Source organism: Cohnella zeiphila (genome assembly GCF_014212055.1).
GTDB lineage: Bacteria > Bacillota > Bacilli > Paenibacillales > Paenibacillaceae > Cohnella > Cohnella zeiphila.
Genome location: NZ_JACJVO010000033.1, coordinates 75,519 through 90,193, shown reverse-complemented (window position 1 = coordinate 90,193; position 14,675 = coordinate 75,519). Strand labels below are relative to the sequence as shown.

Here is a 14,675-nt window from a genome sequence, read left to right as displayed (position 1 = left end):
GCCAAGAAGGAGTTGTTTCTTCCAGTATACGAAAAACGGGAGACATTTTGAACATCGGGAAGTTTACATTTCGGACGGCAGTGTCGACGCTGGAACGGCAGATCGGATAGGCGGTAAACTCGGCGTAACTAACTCATCTTGTTTTCAGTACTTAAATCTAGCTCTTGTCTTCGCTACAATAGAAGGGAACAGCAAAAGGAATGCCGTGCTTGCGAAGAAGATAGAAGACTGAGGAGGAAACCAAATTGAACTACAGAACGCTTGGCAGAACGGGCTTATCCATCTCGGAGATCGGTTACGGAGCCTGGGGAATCGGCAAATCGGGCTGGCTCGGCGCATCGGACGACGAATCGTTGAGGGCGCTGAACAGATCCATCGAGCTAGGCCTTAACTTCATCGACACCGCTCTGGGATACGGAGAAGGCCATAGCGAGCGGCTGGTGGGTCAGGTCGTAAAAGAGCATTCCAAGCCCATTTATGTCGCCACCAAGATTCCGCCCAAAAACCGCATCTGGCCGGCTCCTTCCGGCATATCGGCAAACGAGGCGTTTCCCGCGGATCACGTGATCTCCTGTACGGAGACCAGTCTTCGGAACCTGGGTCTCGAGACGATCGACGTGCAGCAATTTCATGTCTGGTCCGACGAATGGGTCGGACAGGGGGATTGGCTGGAAGGTGTAAGGAAGCTGAAGGAGCAAGGAAAGATTCGCTATTTCGGCGTGTCCATCAACGACCATCAGCCGAACAACGCCATCAAGTTGATCGAGACCGGCGTTGTCGACACGGTTCAGGTTATTTACAACATTTTTGACCAATCCCCGGAAGACGGGCTCCTGCAAGCTTGCGAGAAGCACAATGTCGGCGTCATTGTCCGTGTCGCGCTGGACGAAGGCGGACTGACGGGCAAAGTGACGTCGGAAACGACGTTCGAAGAGGGCGATTTCCGAAATCATTATTTCCGCGGCGACCGCAAGCAACAAGTATACGACCGGGTGAACGGCATCGCCGCCGATCTCGGCATCGCCGTGAATGACATGGCGGAGACCGCTCTGCGTTTCGTGCTTAGCCATCCCGCCGTTTCGACGGTCATCCCGGGCATGCGCACCGTGAGCAACGTAGAGCGCAACATGAAGGTCGGCGACGGACGCGGACTGTCCAAGGAACAACTCGCCAAGCTTAAGACTCACAGATGGGATCGCAACTTTTATCAAGGATAGCACTTACGCCGCGCCGGCATCAAAGCTTTGCATTTGTCAAAGCTTGACCTGTCAGAAGACATAAATATTGTCCGTTTTGAAAGCCGCGATAATTGCGGCTTTTTTTTCGTAAATGGGGTCGGGGGATATGTCTGGATGAATCAACACATCTCGTCGCAGACCGATTCTACCCAAACGACATTAGCCGGGGAGTTAACCGAATTCGTCGATGTAGAAAACGATATTCTTAACAATGTCGATTCCAGCAGCTTAGCGAACGCGAAAACGGGCGCCGACCGATTGGAACATGATTGGGACGATGCCGAGCCGAAGCTTCGAAAAATCGATCGGAAAACGTGGACCGAAATAGACGGTACCATCGACAGCGTTTTGGCGGCGGTTCGTTCTAAGAATCCGGATGCGAGCAAATGCAAGTCTGCTTTGGATCATTCGCTAGCCGCACTAAACCATGCCAACCAATAAATATTCAAAAGCCGGCAGGGCCGCTTGGACATGAAAAATATTCGTGGAACAGATTCGGGCTGCCGGAGTAACACATCCGCTTCACCTTCAATATGATGAGCCTAGAAATCAAAACGAGGTGGAGCCAATGGCAGTCGTAAAAGCCAGGCAACAGGATATCGATATGTTGGCAAGGTTGCTTCGAGCCGAAGCCGAGACCGAAGGCGAAATGGGCATGCTCCTTGTTGGAAATGTCGGCATTAACCGGGTCAGAGCGAATTGCTCCGATTTTAAAGGAATCCGGACCATTCCCCAAATGATCAACCAGCCGCATGCGTTCGAAGCGTTGCAGCATGGCTTGTTCTATCAAAGCGCAAGAGACAGGGAACGCCGCCTGGCGCGACGGTCCGTGAATGGGGAACGGAATTGGCCGGCCGAGTTCTCCCTCTGGTATTTCCGTCCGGGATCGTTCGAAAATCCCGGACCGTGTCCGGATACTTGGTATAATCAGCCGCTCGTAGGAAGATGGAAGAAGCACTGCTTTTATCAACCGACCGTGGAAGAATGTGAAAATATATTTAATACGTTTTAGTTGAAAGCCGCGGTTGCGGCTTTTTTACATTGCGGGATGACAAGAACTTGAACTCGTTCCGCAGCATCCGTACGGATATTTATGATAAGATTAATTTGCACGGAGTTGTTACAACAAATCGATCTGGAGGATGATTGGGATGATGATGGAGGTCGTACATGATTTCGTGAACCGGTTCATTTCACATGATTCGGTTCACAAAATCAAAATGCTGGAGTCTTACCAGACTATCGACATACGCACATAGTGCTTATTGAAGATACTTGGTTAAGGGACGTAATTTAAGGTGCCTTGACGGCTACTTTTACGTCTTCTCCAGCGGTGAGGAGAAGACATGCAAACCGGTTCGAAGTACGAAAAAATTCGTGAAGTGTTGTCCGAGTCGCAGCAGCCTTCTTACAGATATGCGCAGATTACGGAAGCCATTTTCAAAAAAAGAATCGGCGAATACGAAAAGATGGTTGCCTTGCCTCAATCCTTGCGTAACAAGCTGGTTCAGGAACTGGGTGCACAGGTCTGCGGCATTGTTCCAGCCAAGGAGATTACATCGAGTCAGGTCGGCAAGGTGTTATTCGAGATTGCCGGCGATGAACGAATCGAGACCGTACAACTTCATTATGAGCGAGGATGGAAATCCTATTGCGTCTCCGCGCAATGCGGCTGCGGGTTTGGGTGCAAGTTCTGCGCCACGGGCACGATCGGTCTAAAAAGAAACTTGACGGCCGACGAAATTACCGATCAATTGCTTTATTTCCACCTCAACGGCCACAGCCTGGACAGCGTTTCCTTCATGGGGATGGGGGAGGCGCTCGCTAACCCGAATATTTTTGATGCGATCAACATCTTGACCGATCCGACTCTTTTTGGATTAGGCCATCGCCGAATTACTCTTTCAACGATCGGCTTGCTGCCGGGAATCGAAAGATTGACCCGCGACTATCCGCAGATCAATCTAACCTTCTCTATGCATTCGCCATTTGACGAACAACGCAGCGAGCTGATGCCCATAAACAAACATTATTCAATCCGCGACGTGCTCTCTGTACTGGATCAACATATCCGACAAACAGGGAGAAAGGTGTATATTGCGTATTTGCTTCTGCGAGGGGTCAACGACACGATCGAGCATGCCGAAGCCATTGCCGATTTGTTGCAAGGCAGAGGATCCGGCCAACATCTCTATCACGTAAACCTGATTCCCTACAACGCAACGGAAGTAACTCCAAGCAGCTTTCGGACATCCGATGCGAGCCGAATGGCAAGCTTTGTTCAAGCGTTAAAGGCAAGAGGGATCAAAATGACCGTCCGGACGCAATTCGGAAGAGACATTCATGCGGCATGCGGCCAGCTTTATGCTTCAAAATGATACCGAAGAGAAGGAAAAACGACGATGTAAAGGCAGCCTAAAACGGCTGCCTTTTTACTAAAACAATTACGCTTACAATACTTGTTTGCGGTACCCAAGTTTTAACGAGATTTCATATGCCGCCTGCCTGACCTTGCCAATCAACTCCGGGAGACGATCCTCCCCGAATCTCCCTTCTGGCCCCGCAATACTGATACCGGCCGTCATCTGCCCGGTATGATCGAAGATGGGGGCGCTCAGCTCCGCCGTGTAATTTTCCAGTTCAGATCTGCTGAAGCTGTATCCCGTCGTTCTGGAGATCGCCAGCAATTCGCGCAGCTTCGATTTGCTGACGATGGTGCCGATGCCGATCGCTTCCGGTTCGACTTCGCTGAGATAGTTCTCCCGTTCCTCTTCCGGCATGAAGGCGAGCAGAATCCGCGACGACGCGCCGGCGTAGAGCGGCGCCCTTCGCCCAATTTTCGTAAACAAGCGTACCGGATGGTCGGTATCCAGTTTTTCGATGTACATGGAGGAGTCGCCGTCGCGCACGGCCAGATGCACGGCTTCATCGGTTTCGTCGCGGAGCCGCTGCATATCCGTCAAAGCGACATGCCGGATATCGAGCCGTTCGGCGACCAGGTTGCCGAACTGCAGGAATAGCAGTCCGAGCGAATACTGCCCGTCCTGATCCCTCGTAAGCAGTCCCATGTCCGCAAGCGAGCCTAGCATGCGGTGAACGGAGGATTTAGGAATTCCCGACAAGCGGATCATATCGTTCACGGTAAGCTTCGTATGCGTGAGGAATAAGTTCAAGAGATCCATGGTCCGAATGACGGTTTTGTTTTTATTTTGCACTTTGGCCTCCCGGAACCCGCGCTTCGCTCTATTTGAACAATCATCGAATAGTATACTCCGAATATGCGGAAGTTGAATACGCGTTTTCTGTATTTTGGAACGACGATAAATTTTGAACTTTCTCTTGTATTTTGCGAAAAGCCGATTATAATGATCGTATATATCGGAATTAAATTTCGGGATTATTGTACCGAAATTCGGGATTTTTGAAAAGGCGTTGATCGCAATGAACGGTTCAAGCAGTAAATACAATCCATTCGGCGCCGTGAAGGCGAAGATTAGCCCGTTAGGCGACTTGGCCGTTATGGTGCAGTTCGGAGAGACGATTGAGCAAGCGACCTATGAGCGGGTCAGGCAGTTGTCAAACTATTTAGAGCGATTTCCTTTCGTCGGCATGGTTGAATATGTGCCGTCCTTCCTGTCGGTTACCGTTTATTACGACCCTTATGCGCTGATTGGGGAGACCATTCTGTCCGACGCGCAGGAAATCGTCGGGCCTTACGAGCTCGCCGCAAAACGGGTGGAGGAGATTCTCGCCAAATTGGAGGCTTCGGGAGATCAGCAACCCAGAATCGTGGAGATTCCGGTCTGCTACGGCGGCGAATTCGGTCCCGATCTTCCGGAAGTTGCGGCTTATCACAACCTGTCGGAGCAGGAAGTGATCGACATCCATTCCTCCGCGGATTATCTCGTTTACATGCTGGGCTTCGCGCCGGGCTTCGCTTATCTGGGCGGCCTGCCCGAAAGCATCGCGACCCCCCGCAGACAGACGCCGCGCTTGTCGATTCCGGCAGGCACCGTCGGCATCGCGGGAGATCAGACAGGCGTATACCCGATCGCCACGCCGGGCGGCTGGCAACTGATCGGTAGAACGACGGAGGCATTATTTCTGCCTTCCCAGATGCCGCCGACGCGATTGAGGGCTGGCGATATCGTCCGCTTCCGTCCGATCTCCCGAGCCGAATATGACAGTCGGGAGGCGGCGCCGTCATGAATCTGGTTATTCTCAAGCCGGGGCTTTTGACAACGGTACAGGATTTGGGCAGGTACGGCGTTCAGAAATACGGCGTCATCGTCGGCGGCGCGATGGATGCATTCGCCCTCCGCATCGCGAATTTGCTGGTCGGCAACGGCGAGAACGATGCCGGGTTGGAGATCACGATGCTTGGACCGGAGATCTACTTCCCGGAAGCGGCGCTGATCGCGATCGGCGGCGGAGATCTGTCGCCTGTCCTGAACGGTCGGCAGGTTCCGGCCTGGCGCACCGTGTATGTGCCGGAGGGAAGCCGGCTGCAATTCGGGCGAATGAAGCTCGGCTGCCGCGCCTACCTGGCGGTGGCTGGCGGCCTGGATGTTCCGGTGCGGATGAACAGCCGGTCGACGTATTTGCGGGCGGGCATCGGCGGCCACGAAGGACGGGTCCTGCAAGCGGGCGACCGGCTACCGATAGGAGAGCCCTCGTCGATCGGACGCCATTTGGCGGACTTGCTCGCAGGCGAGGCAAGAGGAGACGAGCCTGCGATCGGCCGTTGGTCCGTCTCTCCCGAGCTGCTGCCGGCTTATGCCGCAAATCCGACATTGCAGGCCATTGCCGGGCAGGAGCAGGATCTGTTCGATAACGAAGCGATCAGCCGCTTCTATCAGGAAGACTACTCGGTGCGGACTGAATCCGACCGCATGGGCTACCGTCTCTCCGGCGGCGAACTGCGTCTTGCGACCAAGCGGGAGCTGATCTCGTCGGCGGTGACGTTCGGAACCGTTCAGGTTCCGCCGGACGGCCAGCCGATCGTGCTGATGGCGGACCGTCAGACGACCGGAGGATACCCGAGAATCGCTCAGGTCGCATCGGTGGACCTGCCATTGCTGGCGCAGACGCCGCTAGGCGGTCGGATTCGGTTCCGCGCCGTGTCCCTAGAAGAAGCGCAAAAGCAATATCTGGTTCGGGAGAAGGGAATCCGCGTGCTGCGAAGCGGATTGGAGCAACTGCAGACGAACAGGAACGGGAAGGTGAGAACGAATGGCGAACGATAATCAGGCCAAGCTGTCGATCCGGGATTTGAAGGTGGAATTCCGCGCGAAGGGACGGAACACCGTGGCGCTGGACGGGGTGCATCTCGACGTCAAGGACGGCGAGTTTGTCTCGGTCGTCGGTCCCAGCGGCTGCGGCAAGTCCACGCTCCTGAAAGTAGTCACCGGCTTGCTCCAGCCGGCCTCCGGCGGCGCCTTTATCGACGGACAGCCGATCGACGGCGTTCCGGACCGTGTAGGCATGGTGTTCCAGAACGATGCGCTGCTGCCCTGGAAGACAGTCGTTCAGAACGTCCGGCTGCCTTTGGCAATCAAGGGCTTGCCGGACAAGGAGCAGAGGCGAGAAGCGGAGCGATTGTTGAAGCTGGTCGGACTCGAGGGCTTTGCGAGCTTCTACCCCAAGCAGCTGTCCGGGGGCATGCGGAAGCGGGTCGCGCTGGCGCGGACCTTTGCCTACGATCCGGACATCTATCTGATGGACGAGCCGTTCGGTCCGCTCGATGCCCAAACCCGGGTCAAGATCGGCGAGGAATTCCTGCGGATGTGGGAGTCCGTCGGCAAGAGCGTACTGTTCATTACGCATGATATCGAGGAAGCGATCGCGCTGTCGGACCGGGTGATCGTCATGTCGCCGCGCCCGGGACGCATCAAGGCCGAGTTTCCTATTCAACTTGCGCGTCCTCGTCCTTTCTATGACATCCGGTTCGATCCGGTCTTTAAGGAATTGCAAAAGGAAATTTGGGCGCAAATGTCGGACGGTGCCTCGGGAGGGGTTCATTAATGGCGGAGGCATCTAAGAGGCGTGCCCGAAGCACGTCGTTCCGGGGACGCGAATACAGCAAAGCATCCGTCTGGCTGGGACGGCTCGCCGTGTTCGTGCTGCTGACAGGCTTGTGGGAACTGCTGTCCGGACGAGCCTTTAATTCATTCTGGTTGAGCAAGCCTTCGCTCATTGCTGATCGGATCGTTCAGATGCTCGGGGACGGCGATCTGTGGTACCACATGAGCGCGACGCTGCAGGAAGCGGTCGTCGGTCTCGCGATCGGAATGGTCGGGGGCACGCTGCTCGGCATCGGGCTTGCGTTCAGCGGAATTTTCGAGAGATGGATTTATCCGTTCATGATGGCCCTCTACAGTCTGCCCCGCGTCTCGCTGGCGCCGCTGTTCATCGTCTGGTTCGGAATCGGACAGTCCTCCAAAATTCTCATGGTTGTCGCTATGGTCATTTTTGTCGCGTTTTACAATGCCTTCGAAGGCATGCGCAACATCGACAAAGATCTGATGGATATGATGAGCACCTACAAAGCCAAGTGGACGCACAAGCTCCGCTGGGTGGTGCTGCCGTCGATTACTGTCTGGATTCTGACCAGCGTCAGACTCAATATCGGCATGGCTTTGATCGGCTCGGTCATTGCGGAGCTGGTCGGCTCCAATCGGGGGCTTGGCTACTATATTACGTATTCCTCCAACATGCTGGATACGACGGGGATTTTCACCGGCCTCGTGCTGATCATGCTAATTGCTGTCGCCCTGGAGCAGCTTGTTCTGCTGCTGGAGCGCTTGCTGCTGCGGTATCGTTAATCGATTCATCGACATCCGGCTGGACCCGACAACGGAGCGGCTTGATATACAACCATTCAGAAGTCCGAGGAGGTCCACCTATTATGAAATTGGCAAAATCAACGCTGTTTACCCTGCTGACGCTTCTGGTTGTCGCGCTCTCTTCGTGCGGCAATAACGGCTCAAGCTCCAATGCTTCTTCCGCTCCGTCTTCAGAGGCCCCGCCAAGCGCAAGCGGCGCCGGTCCGAGCGCAGGAGACGCTTCCGCATCCGCGCAAGCCGGCGGTACGATCCGCCTTGGCCTGGTCGGCGGCGGGATGACCCCCATGATCGCCCAGATCGGCATCAGCGACGGCTCCTATGAGAAAGCAGGCATCAAGATCGAAGAGAAAGACTTCACCGCGGGAGCGGATATGGTGCAGGCGCTTGTCGGCGGCAGCCTGGACGTCGTGCTCGGTTCCTACGAGCATGTGCTCAGGCAACAGCAGAACGGTCTCTCCGTCAAGGCATACGGCGAAATCTTCAATGGCGTCGGCTACTCGCTGATCGTTAAGAACGACGCGCCGTATCAGTCGCTGGCGGATTTGAAGGGCAAGACGCTGGCCGTTACGAAGGTTGGCAGTCTCTCCGACACGGGCTTGCGCGAAGGCTTAACCCAAGCGGGCCTTGACCCTGAGAAGGACGTCAAACTGATCAACGGCGGCAGCGGCGCTACCATGCTGGCCGCGATCGAGAGCGGTCAAGCGGCGGGCGGGATGGTGTCGGAGCCGACAATCTCGCAGATGCTTGCTACCGGGAACTACCGGGTGCTATACGATCCTCCGTTCGATTTCGCCGGTATTGTCGTCATGGCCAAGACGGATTGGGTGGAGAAGCATCAAGACCTGATGAAACAATTTCTGAAGGTAAGCAGCGAGATCAACGCGCGTGCGCAGCAGGACCCGGCCAGCGCGGTAGGCGCCTTGCAGAAGGTATTCGACAAAATTCCTGCGGACGTGCTCAAGACAGCCGTCAGCAACAATCTGCCCAAGGTGCCCGAAGGGCTGAAGGTGACGGAGGCCGGCGCGGACTATGTGCAGAAGACGCAGATGGATCAAGGCATTTTGAAGAAGGAAATTCCTTTTGATCAGGCGGTAGATCTTACGTTACTCCCCTAAAGAACAGGAGATGGCATCATGGCTCAGGATTTGAGGACGTACCTTAGCCAATTGGCGGAGTTCGACGCCCGCAGCGTGCGGATCGTAGACAAAGAGGTCGATCCTCGCTTCGGGATTACCGGATATGCCGCGGCTCTGGCGGAGAAGGGCGATTATCCGGCTCTGCTGTTTCAAAACGTGAAGGGCGCGGAATTCGCATGCATCTCCAATCTCCTCACGGCATACGAGCGCATCGCCCTTTATTTGGGCTGTGAAGTGCAGGACATTCCTAGAGTATATGGCGAGAAATTGAAGAAGCCGATTGCGCCGGTCGTCGTCGAGCGCGCGCAGGCGAAGGTCAAGGAGAACGTCGTACCTGAGCAGGATGTCGATCTGGGCAAGCTGCCGATTCCCGTGCATAACGAGATGGATGGCGGCCCGTACCTGTCCGCCGGCGTCATGATCATCCGCGATCCGGATTCAGGCCTTATTAATGCGGGAATCTACCGTCATCAGATCTTCAACAAGACCGACATGGGCGTCTGGTTCCTTGGCGCCCATCACGGCGGGTTAATCTACAAGAAGTACAAAAAGATGGGCAAGCCCGCTCCGATCGCGATCGCCTTGGGCCATCATCCCGGCTTCGTCATGGGTTCGGTATCCAGGGTGCAGGGAATCGGCGGCGAGTACGAGGCTGCCGGCGCGCTGATGGGCGAAGCGCTCGAACTGGCACAGGCGGAGACTTCGGATCTGCTCGTGCCCGCTCAGGCAGAGATCATTCTCGAAGGCGAGATATTGCCCGATGAGGATCACAAAGAAGGACCGTTCGGAGAATGGCCTGGCCATTATCTGGGCGGCGGCTCGGTGCCGACGATCCGCATCAAGCGCATCACGTACCGCAACGACGCCATTTTCCAGGATATTGTCGCATCGAGCCGGGAGCACCTTGTCGTCGGGGGCGTTCCCCGCTCCGGCAGCATCTATCAGACCGTGAAGGAAGTCGTGCCAAGCCTGAAGACCGTGCATGTGCCGTTCTATGCCCGGATGCATTGCTACATCTCGCTGCATAAAGAGCGGGAGGCCGATGTGAAGAAGGCAGCCTTCGCCGCGCTCAATACCGAGCAGGAGAACCTTCGGCACATCGTCGTGGTGGACGACGACATCGACGTCTTCAAGGGAGAAGAAGTGGTATGGGCAATCGGCACCCGATTCGATGCGGAGCGGGATCTCCTGGTCATTCCGAAGTGGAACGGTCCGGGCGGCCTGCTGCCGACGAACTGGGAATACAGCGCGGAAGGCAAGAACACGCCGCGGATGTCCAGCGCAGTCGTCGTCGACGCGACCAAGCCGGCACCGCCGGTTGTCTTCCCGAAGCGCGCGGTCGTGCCGCGCGAGCATATCGAACTGGCCGATCTCGGGGTGCTGCGCGAGCCGGGAGTGAGCGGGCTGGACAAGTGGCTGAAGCCATAATGCACCGTTGACGTAAAGCCCCGCCCAATGTCTCGAGACTCGGGCAGGGCTGTCAAACCCCGCATATGTCGGAGCCGTACGTATTCTCAAATCCGCTACCTGCGGTCGGCGGCTTGATGCCGTCAACTCACCGCGGGCGCCTTGAAAGGATGAATGGAACCATGAAAGCTGTCGATTTGAATTGCGATCTGGGCGAGAGCTTCGGCGCTTACAAGCTGGGGCGCGATGAGGAAATTTTAAAATACGTGACTTCTGCCAATATCGCTTGCGGGTTCCATGCCGGCGATCCGGCGACGATGCGCAAGACGGTGAAGCTGGCGCTGGACCATGGAGTCGCGATCGGCGCCCATCCGGGCCTGCAGGATTTGATCGGCTTCGGCCGCAGAGATATGGATATCAGCCCCGAAGAGGCCTATGACCTGGTCGTTTACCAGCTCGGCGCGCTTTGGGGCTTCGTTCGCGCCGAAGGGGCGAAGCTGGAGCACGTGAAGGCGCACGGGTCCCTTTACAACATGGCGGTTCGCAGCGCAGAGCTGGCGGAGGCCATCGCCGAGGCCGTCTATAAGGTCGATCCGTCCCTTATTTTGTTCGGCCTTGCGGGAAGCAAGCTGATCGCAGCCGGCCGGAAGATCGGACTGCGTACGGCGAGCGAGGTGTTCTCCGACCGGACTTACCAGTCAGACGGCACGCTCACGTCAAGGCGGCTGCCCGATTCGGTTATCAAGGAGGATGACCGCTCGCTCGCACAGGTCATTCGGATGGTGAACGAAGGCAAAGTGCTGACGCAACAGCAGGTCGACATCGAGATCCAAGCCGATACGATCTGCGTACACGGCGACGGCGTGCGCGCCGTCGAGTTTGCCAGCAAGATCAAAAGCTCGCTGACGGAAGCCGGCATTAAGGTGCGGAGGATCGGCGAGACGCTGGCGGCGGCAAATGAATAGGCAGAAAGGAGCGGCGCGCGTGAACACGCTACAATTGCAAACAGACGTGCTCATCATTGGTTCCGGAGCGGCCGGGATGATGGCGGCGAGAGCCGCGTCCGATGAAGGAGCGAAAGTCATTCTGGCGGATAAAAGCTTGATCGGCCGAGGAGGCGCGACCATTCTCGCTCAGATGACCGTCGCGGTCGCGCTGGGCGAAGCCGAGGAGGACAGCGTAGACGTCCACTTCGAGGATACGATGGAGGGCAGCCGCGGATTGGCCGATCCGAGCATCGTTCGCGCGATCGTAGACCGCGGTCCGGAGGTGATTTTGGAGGCGGAGGGCTACGGCGTGAAGTGGGCAAGAACCCCGGACGGCAAACGTTCGCAGGCGTTCGCGCCAGGCCACTCCCGCGCCCGCTGCGTCTACGTCGACATTCTGAATACGGGCGGCGCGACATCGAACGGGCTGAAACGGGCGATCTGGAAAGACGAGCGCATCCGGCGGCTGAAGAATGTCATGCTGACGAAAATCGTCGTCGAGAACGGCCGAGCGATCGGCGCCGTCGGCTTCGAGATGGACGAGCTTCGTCCTGTCGGCATCTCCGCCGGCTCGGTCATCTTGGCGACAGGCGGATTGACGGAGGTATACGAGCGCAACAGCGCCTCGACGAATATGACCGGCGATGGCCATGTACTGGCGGCTGAAGCAGGGGCGGAGCTGCGGGACATGGAAATGGTTCAATTTTTCCCGATCGCACATCTGTTTCCGCCGCTTGTCGGTATCGATCCGATTATGTGGGACCCGTTTCGCTACAAGCTGGGCGGCCGATTGCTAAACGGTGAGCAGGAAGAGTTCATGCATCGGTATAACGGCGAAGTCGCGGGCAAATATACGGCGGCCCGCGACCAGACAACGCTCGCGATCTTCCGGGAGGTCGAGGCGGGGCGCGGTACGCCGCATGGCGGCGCGTACCTGGACTTCCGGATGGTGCCGGAGGATCAATTGAAGGAAGCGTTCGGACCGGTCATCGACATTCTGCGCAACCAAGGTGTCGATTTGACGAAGGATATGGTCGAAGTGGCACCCATGGCGCACTTCATGCTTGGCGGCGTGCGCGTGGACGAACGGATGCGGACTCGGGTGAACGGCCTGCTCGCCGCAGGCGAGCTGATCTACGGCATGCACGGCGCCAACCGGCTGTCCGGCAATGCGATTACGGAGGCGCTGGTGACGGGGCGTATCGCAGGTGAGACTGCGGCTCGGACAGCGGCTTCAGCGAGTGATGAAACAGCCATCGAGCGGGCGCTTGCGGCAGAATGGGAGCGGTTGGAGACATTCTGGCATCCGACGGAGGTGAAGAAAGACAGTGCTTCGCTGCAGACGTTCAAGCACAAATTGCAGCACGTCATGTGGAAGGGAGCGGGGCCGCTGCGGACGGAGGAAATCTTGAATGCCGCGCTTGCGGAGCTGCAGGCGCTTCGTGCCGAGTTGGACGAGATTGCGCTGGCGAGACCGGGCAAGTTCGCGCTATCGCTGGTCGAGAAGCTGGAAGCGGACAGCATGCTGAAGGTGAGCGAAGCGATTATTCTCGGCGCGATAGAGCGGCGGGAGTCTCGAGGCGCGCACGTGCGCCTCGACTACAGCGAGATGCTTGCGGAGCCGACGAGCTCCAGCCTGACGCTTGACGCGTTAGGCCGCTGGCGGCTTGAGACTGTCGCGCCGCCCGTGGACGGATAGGAGAAAGGAGAGATAACGGAATGTCCAATGTGAAGCTGAAGGTTACCCGCGGGGAGGCTGGCTCAGAACCGGCAGCGGTAACTTACGAGGTTCCTTACCGGGACGGCATGAGCCTGTTGGACGCGATCTTCTGGATTCGCGAGCATGAGGACCCCTCGCTGGCCGTGCGGTATTCCTGCCGATCTGCCAATGCCTGCAAGGAATGCTCCGCAATCGTGGATGGCAAGGCGGGTTTCCTGTGCAGCATTCGCGCCAAGTCCGGCAGCGAGGTGCGCATCGAGCCGTTGAACGGCCGGGCATGGATCAAGGATCTGGCGACCGCGCTCGATTGACGGAAGTCAAAAAATGATGATCGAAAGGAGCGGAGAATCGAAAATGGATCCCAAGCTGACGATTGCAATGTCGGAGAGCGACCGTACGCTGAAGCTTCTGTCGGGCGCTCGGCGTCTGCCCGGCTTCGAGCTGGACGCGCAGCAGGCGACGGTCGAGCAAATTTTCATCAATCAAGTCTCAGAGGCCATGTACGATATCTCGGAGCTGTCGCTGGCATCCTATCTGATTGCGAAGGCGGGAGGCGACAAGCGTCTGACGGCGATCCCCGTCTTCCTGTCCCGTTCGTTCCGGCACAATGCGATTTATGTGCGGGCGGACAGCCCTTGGCGCCATCCGTCCGAGCTGAAGGGACGGCGTTTCGGCTTCCCTGAATTTCAGATGACGGCTGCCGTATGGATCAGAGGGATGTTCCGGGAGGAATGGGGCATCCGCGAGGGCGAGCCGGAGTGGTTCACGTTCCGTCCGGAGCGGGTGCCCGTGAACATTCCGGCGCGGCTAACCGAAGGCGATATTTTCGAGGCGCTTGTGGAAGGCCGGGTGGACGCGATCATGTCGGCCCGTCGTCCGCCGGAGAAGATCTTCCCGGCAACGGGAGAGGGCGGCGCGATTCGCCGTCTGATCCCGAACGTATGGGACGAGGAACGGGCTTATTATGACCGAACCGGCATTTTCCCGATCATGCATCTGGTCTCGCTCAAATCGGAGACGGCGGAGCGTTATCCGGAATTGCCCAAACATCTGTACGAGCTGATGCTCGGTATCAAGAACGAAGGCGTTGCCGGGCTGCTGGAGACGATCAAGAACAACACATCGGATCCGTGGATTTGGGAATCGGTTGAACGCGCTTCGCGGCTGATGAACGACGATATATGGCCGTATGGCGCACAAGCCAATTGGGAACAGATCGTGAAGTTTATGGGCTATCTGCGTGAGGACGGCTTGCTCAAACGGGATTTGGCGCCGGAGGAAGTGTTTCACTCTTCCGTGCTGAATACCTGAGACGACGTCAGTCCCATGCAGGATCCGTATCA

The 14,675-nt window shown here is 57.0% G+C and carries 15 protein-coding genes; 14 read left to right on the top strand and 1 reads right to left on the bottom strand.

Translation table 11 applies throughout. The features are described 5' to 3' along the window. The first annotated feature begins 245 nt into the window (after positions 1–245). The 4 genes from H7C18_RS26220 (at position 246) to H7C18_RS26205 (ending at position 3,616) form a co-directional block, all read left to right on the top strand. The gene (locus H7C18_RS26220; protein WP_185132086.1) at positions 246–1,217 is read left to right on the top strand and encodes an aldo/keto reductase; all 972 of its coding nucleotides are present in this window, start codon (positions 246–248) and stop codon (positions 1,215–1,217) included. 135 nt (positions 1,218–1,352) lie between these two features. Then, on the top strand, positions 1,353–1,679 hold the full coding sequence (locus H7C18_RS26215; RefSeq protein ID WP_185132085.1) for a hypothetical protein: 327 nt from the start codon (positions 1,353–1,355) through the stop codon (positions 1,677–1,679). 127 nt (positions 1,680–1,806) lie between these two features. After that, entirely contained in the window at positions 1,807–2,250 is a 444-nt protein-coding gene (locus H7C18_RS26210; RefSeq protein WP_185132084.1) for a cell wall hydrolase, read from the top strand. Positions 2,251–2,584: 334 nt separating this feature from the next. Further along, entirely contained in the window at positions 2,585–3,616 is a 1,032-nt protein-coding gene (locus H7C18_RS26205; RefSeq protein ID WP_185132083.1) for a Cfr family 23S rRNA (adenine(2503)-C(8))-methyltransferase, read from the top strand. 72 nt (positions 3,617–3,688) lie between these two features. Here H7C18_RS26205 and H7C18_RS26200 read toward each other — a convergent pair whose 3' ends face one another. Beyond that, the gene (locus H7C18_RS26200) at positions 3,689–4,453 is read right to left on the bottom strand and encodes an IclR family transcriptional regulator domain-containing protein (protein WP_185132082.1); all 765 of its coding nucleotides are present in this window, start codon (positions 4,451–4,453) and stop codon (positions 3,689–3,691) included. Between the two features lie 226 nt (positions 4,454–4,679). Between H7C18_RS26200 and pxpB the strand changes: the two genes are divergently transcribed. The 10 genes from pxpB (at position 4,680) to H7C18_RS26150 (ending at position 14,643) form a co-directional block, all read left to right on the top strand. Further along, positions 4,680–5,447, top strand: a complete 768-nt coding sequence (gene pxpB, locus H7C18_RS26195) for a 5-oxoprolinase subunit PxpB (protein ID WP_185132081.1) — start codon at positions 4,680–4,682, stop codon at positions 5,445–5,447. After that, positions 5,444–6,484 carry a 5-oxoprolinase subunit C family protein gene (locus H7C18_RS26190; RefSeq protein ID WP_185132080.1) on the top strand — a complete coding sequence of 347 codons (1,041 nt, stop codon included), beginning with the start codon at positions 5,444–5,446 and terminating at the stop codon, positions 6,482–6,484. The genes pxpB and H7C18_RS26190 overlap by 4 nt, the downstream gene beginning before the upstream one ends. Next, positions 6,471–7,262 carry an ABC transporter ATP-binding protein gene (locus H7C18_RS26185; RefSeq protein WP_185132079.1) on the top strand — a complete coding sequence of 264 codons (792 nt, stop codon included), beginning with the start codon at positions 6,471–6,473 and terminating at the stop codon, positions 7,260–7,262. The genes H7C18_RS26190 and H7C18_RS26185 overlap by 14 nt, the downstream gene beginning before the upstream one ends. After that, positions 7,262–8,062 carry an ABC transporter permease gene (locus tag H7C18_RS26180; protein ID WP_185132078.1) on the top strand — a complete coding sequence of 267 codons (801 nt, stop codon included), beginning with the start codon at positions 7,262–7,264 and terminating at the stop codon, positions 8,060–8,062. Before H7C18_RS26185 ends, H7C18_RS26180 begins: the two co-directional genes overlap by 1 nt. Before the next feature lie 83 nt (positions 8,063–8,145). Beyond that, the gene (locus tag H7C18_RS26175) at positions 8,146–9,198 is read left to right on the top strand and encodes an ABC transporter substrate-binding protein (protein ID WP_185132077.1); all 1,053 of its coding nucleotides are present in this window, start codon (positions 8,146–8,148) and stop codon (positions 9,196–9,198) included. Between the two features lie 18 nt (positions 9,199–9,216). Next, positions 9,217–10,647, top strand: coding sequence for a UbiD family decarboxylase (locus tag H7C18_RS26170; protein WP_185132076.1), 1,431 nt, complete (start codon positions 9,217–9,219; stop codon positions 10,645–10,647). Positions 10,648–10,808: 161 nt separating this feature from the next. Next, positions 10,809–11,591 carry a LamB/YcsF family protein gene (locus H7C18_RS26165; RefSeq protein ID WP_185132075.1) on the top strand — a complete coding sequence of 261 codons (783 nt, stop codon included), beginning with the start codon at positions 10,809–10,811 and terminating at the stop codon, positions 11,589–11,591. Positions 11,592–11,610: 19 nt separating this feature from the next. Next, positions 11,611–13,311 (top strand): FAD-binding protein, encoded by a 1,701-nt coding sequence (locus H7C18_RS26160; RefSeq protein WP_185132074.1) that lies wholly within the window; start codon positions 11,611–11,613, stop codon positions 13,309–13,311. A gap of 20 nt (positions 13,312–13,331) precedes the next feature. Next, positions 13,332–13,643, top strand: coding sequence for a 2Fe-2S iron-sulfur cluster-binding protein (locus H7C18_RS26155; protein WP_185132073.1), 312 nt, complete (start codon positions 13,332–13,334; stop codon positions 13,641–13,643). 43 nt (positions 13,644–13,686) lie between these two features. After that, positions 13,687–14,643 carry a substrate-binding domain-containing protein gene (locus H7C18_RS26150; protein WP_185132072.1) on the top strand — a complete coding sequence of 319 codons (957 nt, stop codon included), beginning with the start codon at positions 13,687–13,689 and terminating at the stop codon, positions 14,641–14,643. Positions 14,644–14,675: the final 32 nt, after the last annotated feature.

Coding starts and splice junctions, on each gene's coding strand:
- H7C18_RS26210 (WP_185132084.1), top strand. CDS start 1,807: ATGGCAGTCGTAAAAGCCAGGCAACAGGATATCGATATGTTGGCAAGG.
- H7C18_RS26170 (WP_185132076.1), top strand. CDS start 9,217: ATGGCTCAGGATTTGAGGACGTACCTTAGCCAATTGGCGGAGTTCGAC.
- H7C18_RS26180 (WP_185132078.1), top strand. CDS start 7,262: ATGGCGGAGGCATCTAAGAGGCGTGCCCGAAGCACGTCGTTCCGGGGA.
- H7C18_RS26215 (WP_185132085.1), top strand. CDS start 1,353: ATGAATCAACACATCTCGTCGCAGACCGATTCTACCCAAACGACATTA.
- H7C18_RS26190 (WP_185132080.1), top strand. CDS start 5,444: ATGAATCTGGTTATTCTCAAGCCGGGGCTTTTGACAACGGTACAGGAT.
- H7C18_RS26150 (WP_185132072.1), top strand. CDS start 13,687: ATGGATCCCAAGCTGACGATTGCAATGTCGGAGAGCGACCGTACGCTG.
- H7C18_RS26185 (WP_185132079.1), top strand. CDS start 6,471: ATGGCGAACGATAATCAGGCCAAGCTGTCGATCCGGGATTTGAAGGTG.
- H7C18_RS26155 (WP_185132073.1), top strand. CDS start 13,332: ATGTCCAATGTGAAGCTGAAGGTTACCCGCGGGGAGGCTGGCTCAGAA.
- H7C18_RS26165 (WP_185132075.1), top strand. CDS start 10,809: ATGAAAGCTGTCGATTTGAATTGCGATCTGGGCGAGAGCTTCGGCGCT.
- pxpB (WP_185132081.1), top strand. CDS start 4,680: ATGAACGGTTCAAGCAGTAAATACAATCCATTCGGCGCCGTGAAGGCG.
- H7C18_RS26205 (WP_185132083.1), top strand. CDS start 2,585: ATGCAAACCGGTTCGAAGTACGAAAAAATTCGTGAAGTGTTGTCCGAG.
- H7C18_RS26175 (WP_185132077.1), top strand. CDS start 8,146: ATGAAATTGGCAAAATCAACGCTGTTTACCCTGCTGACGCTTCTGGTT.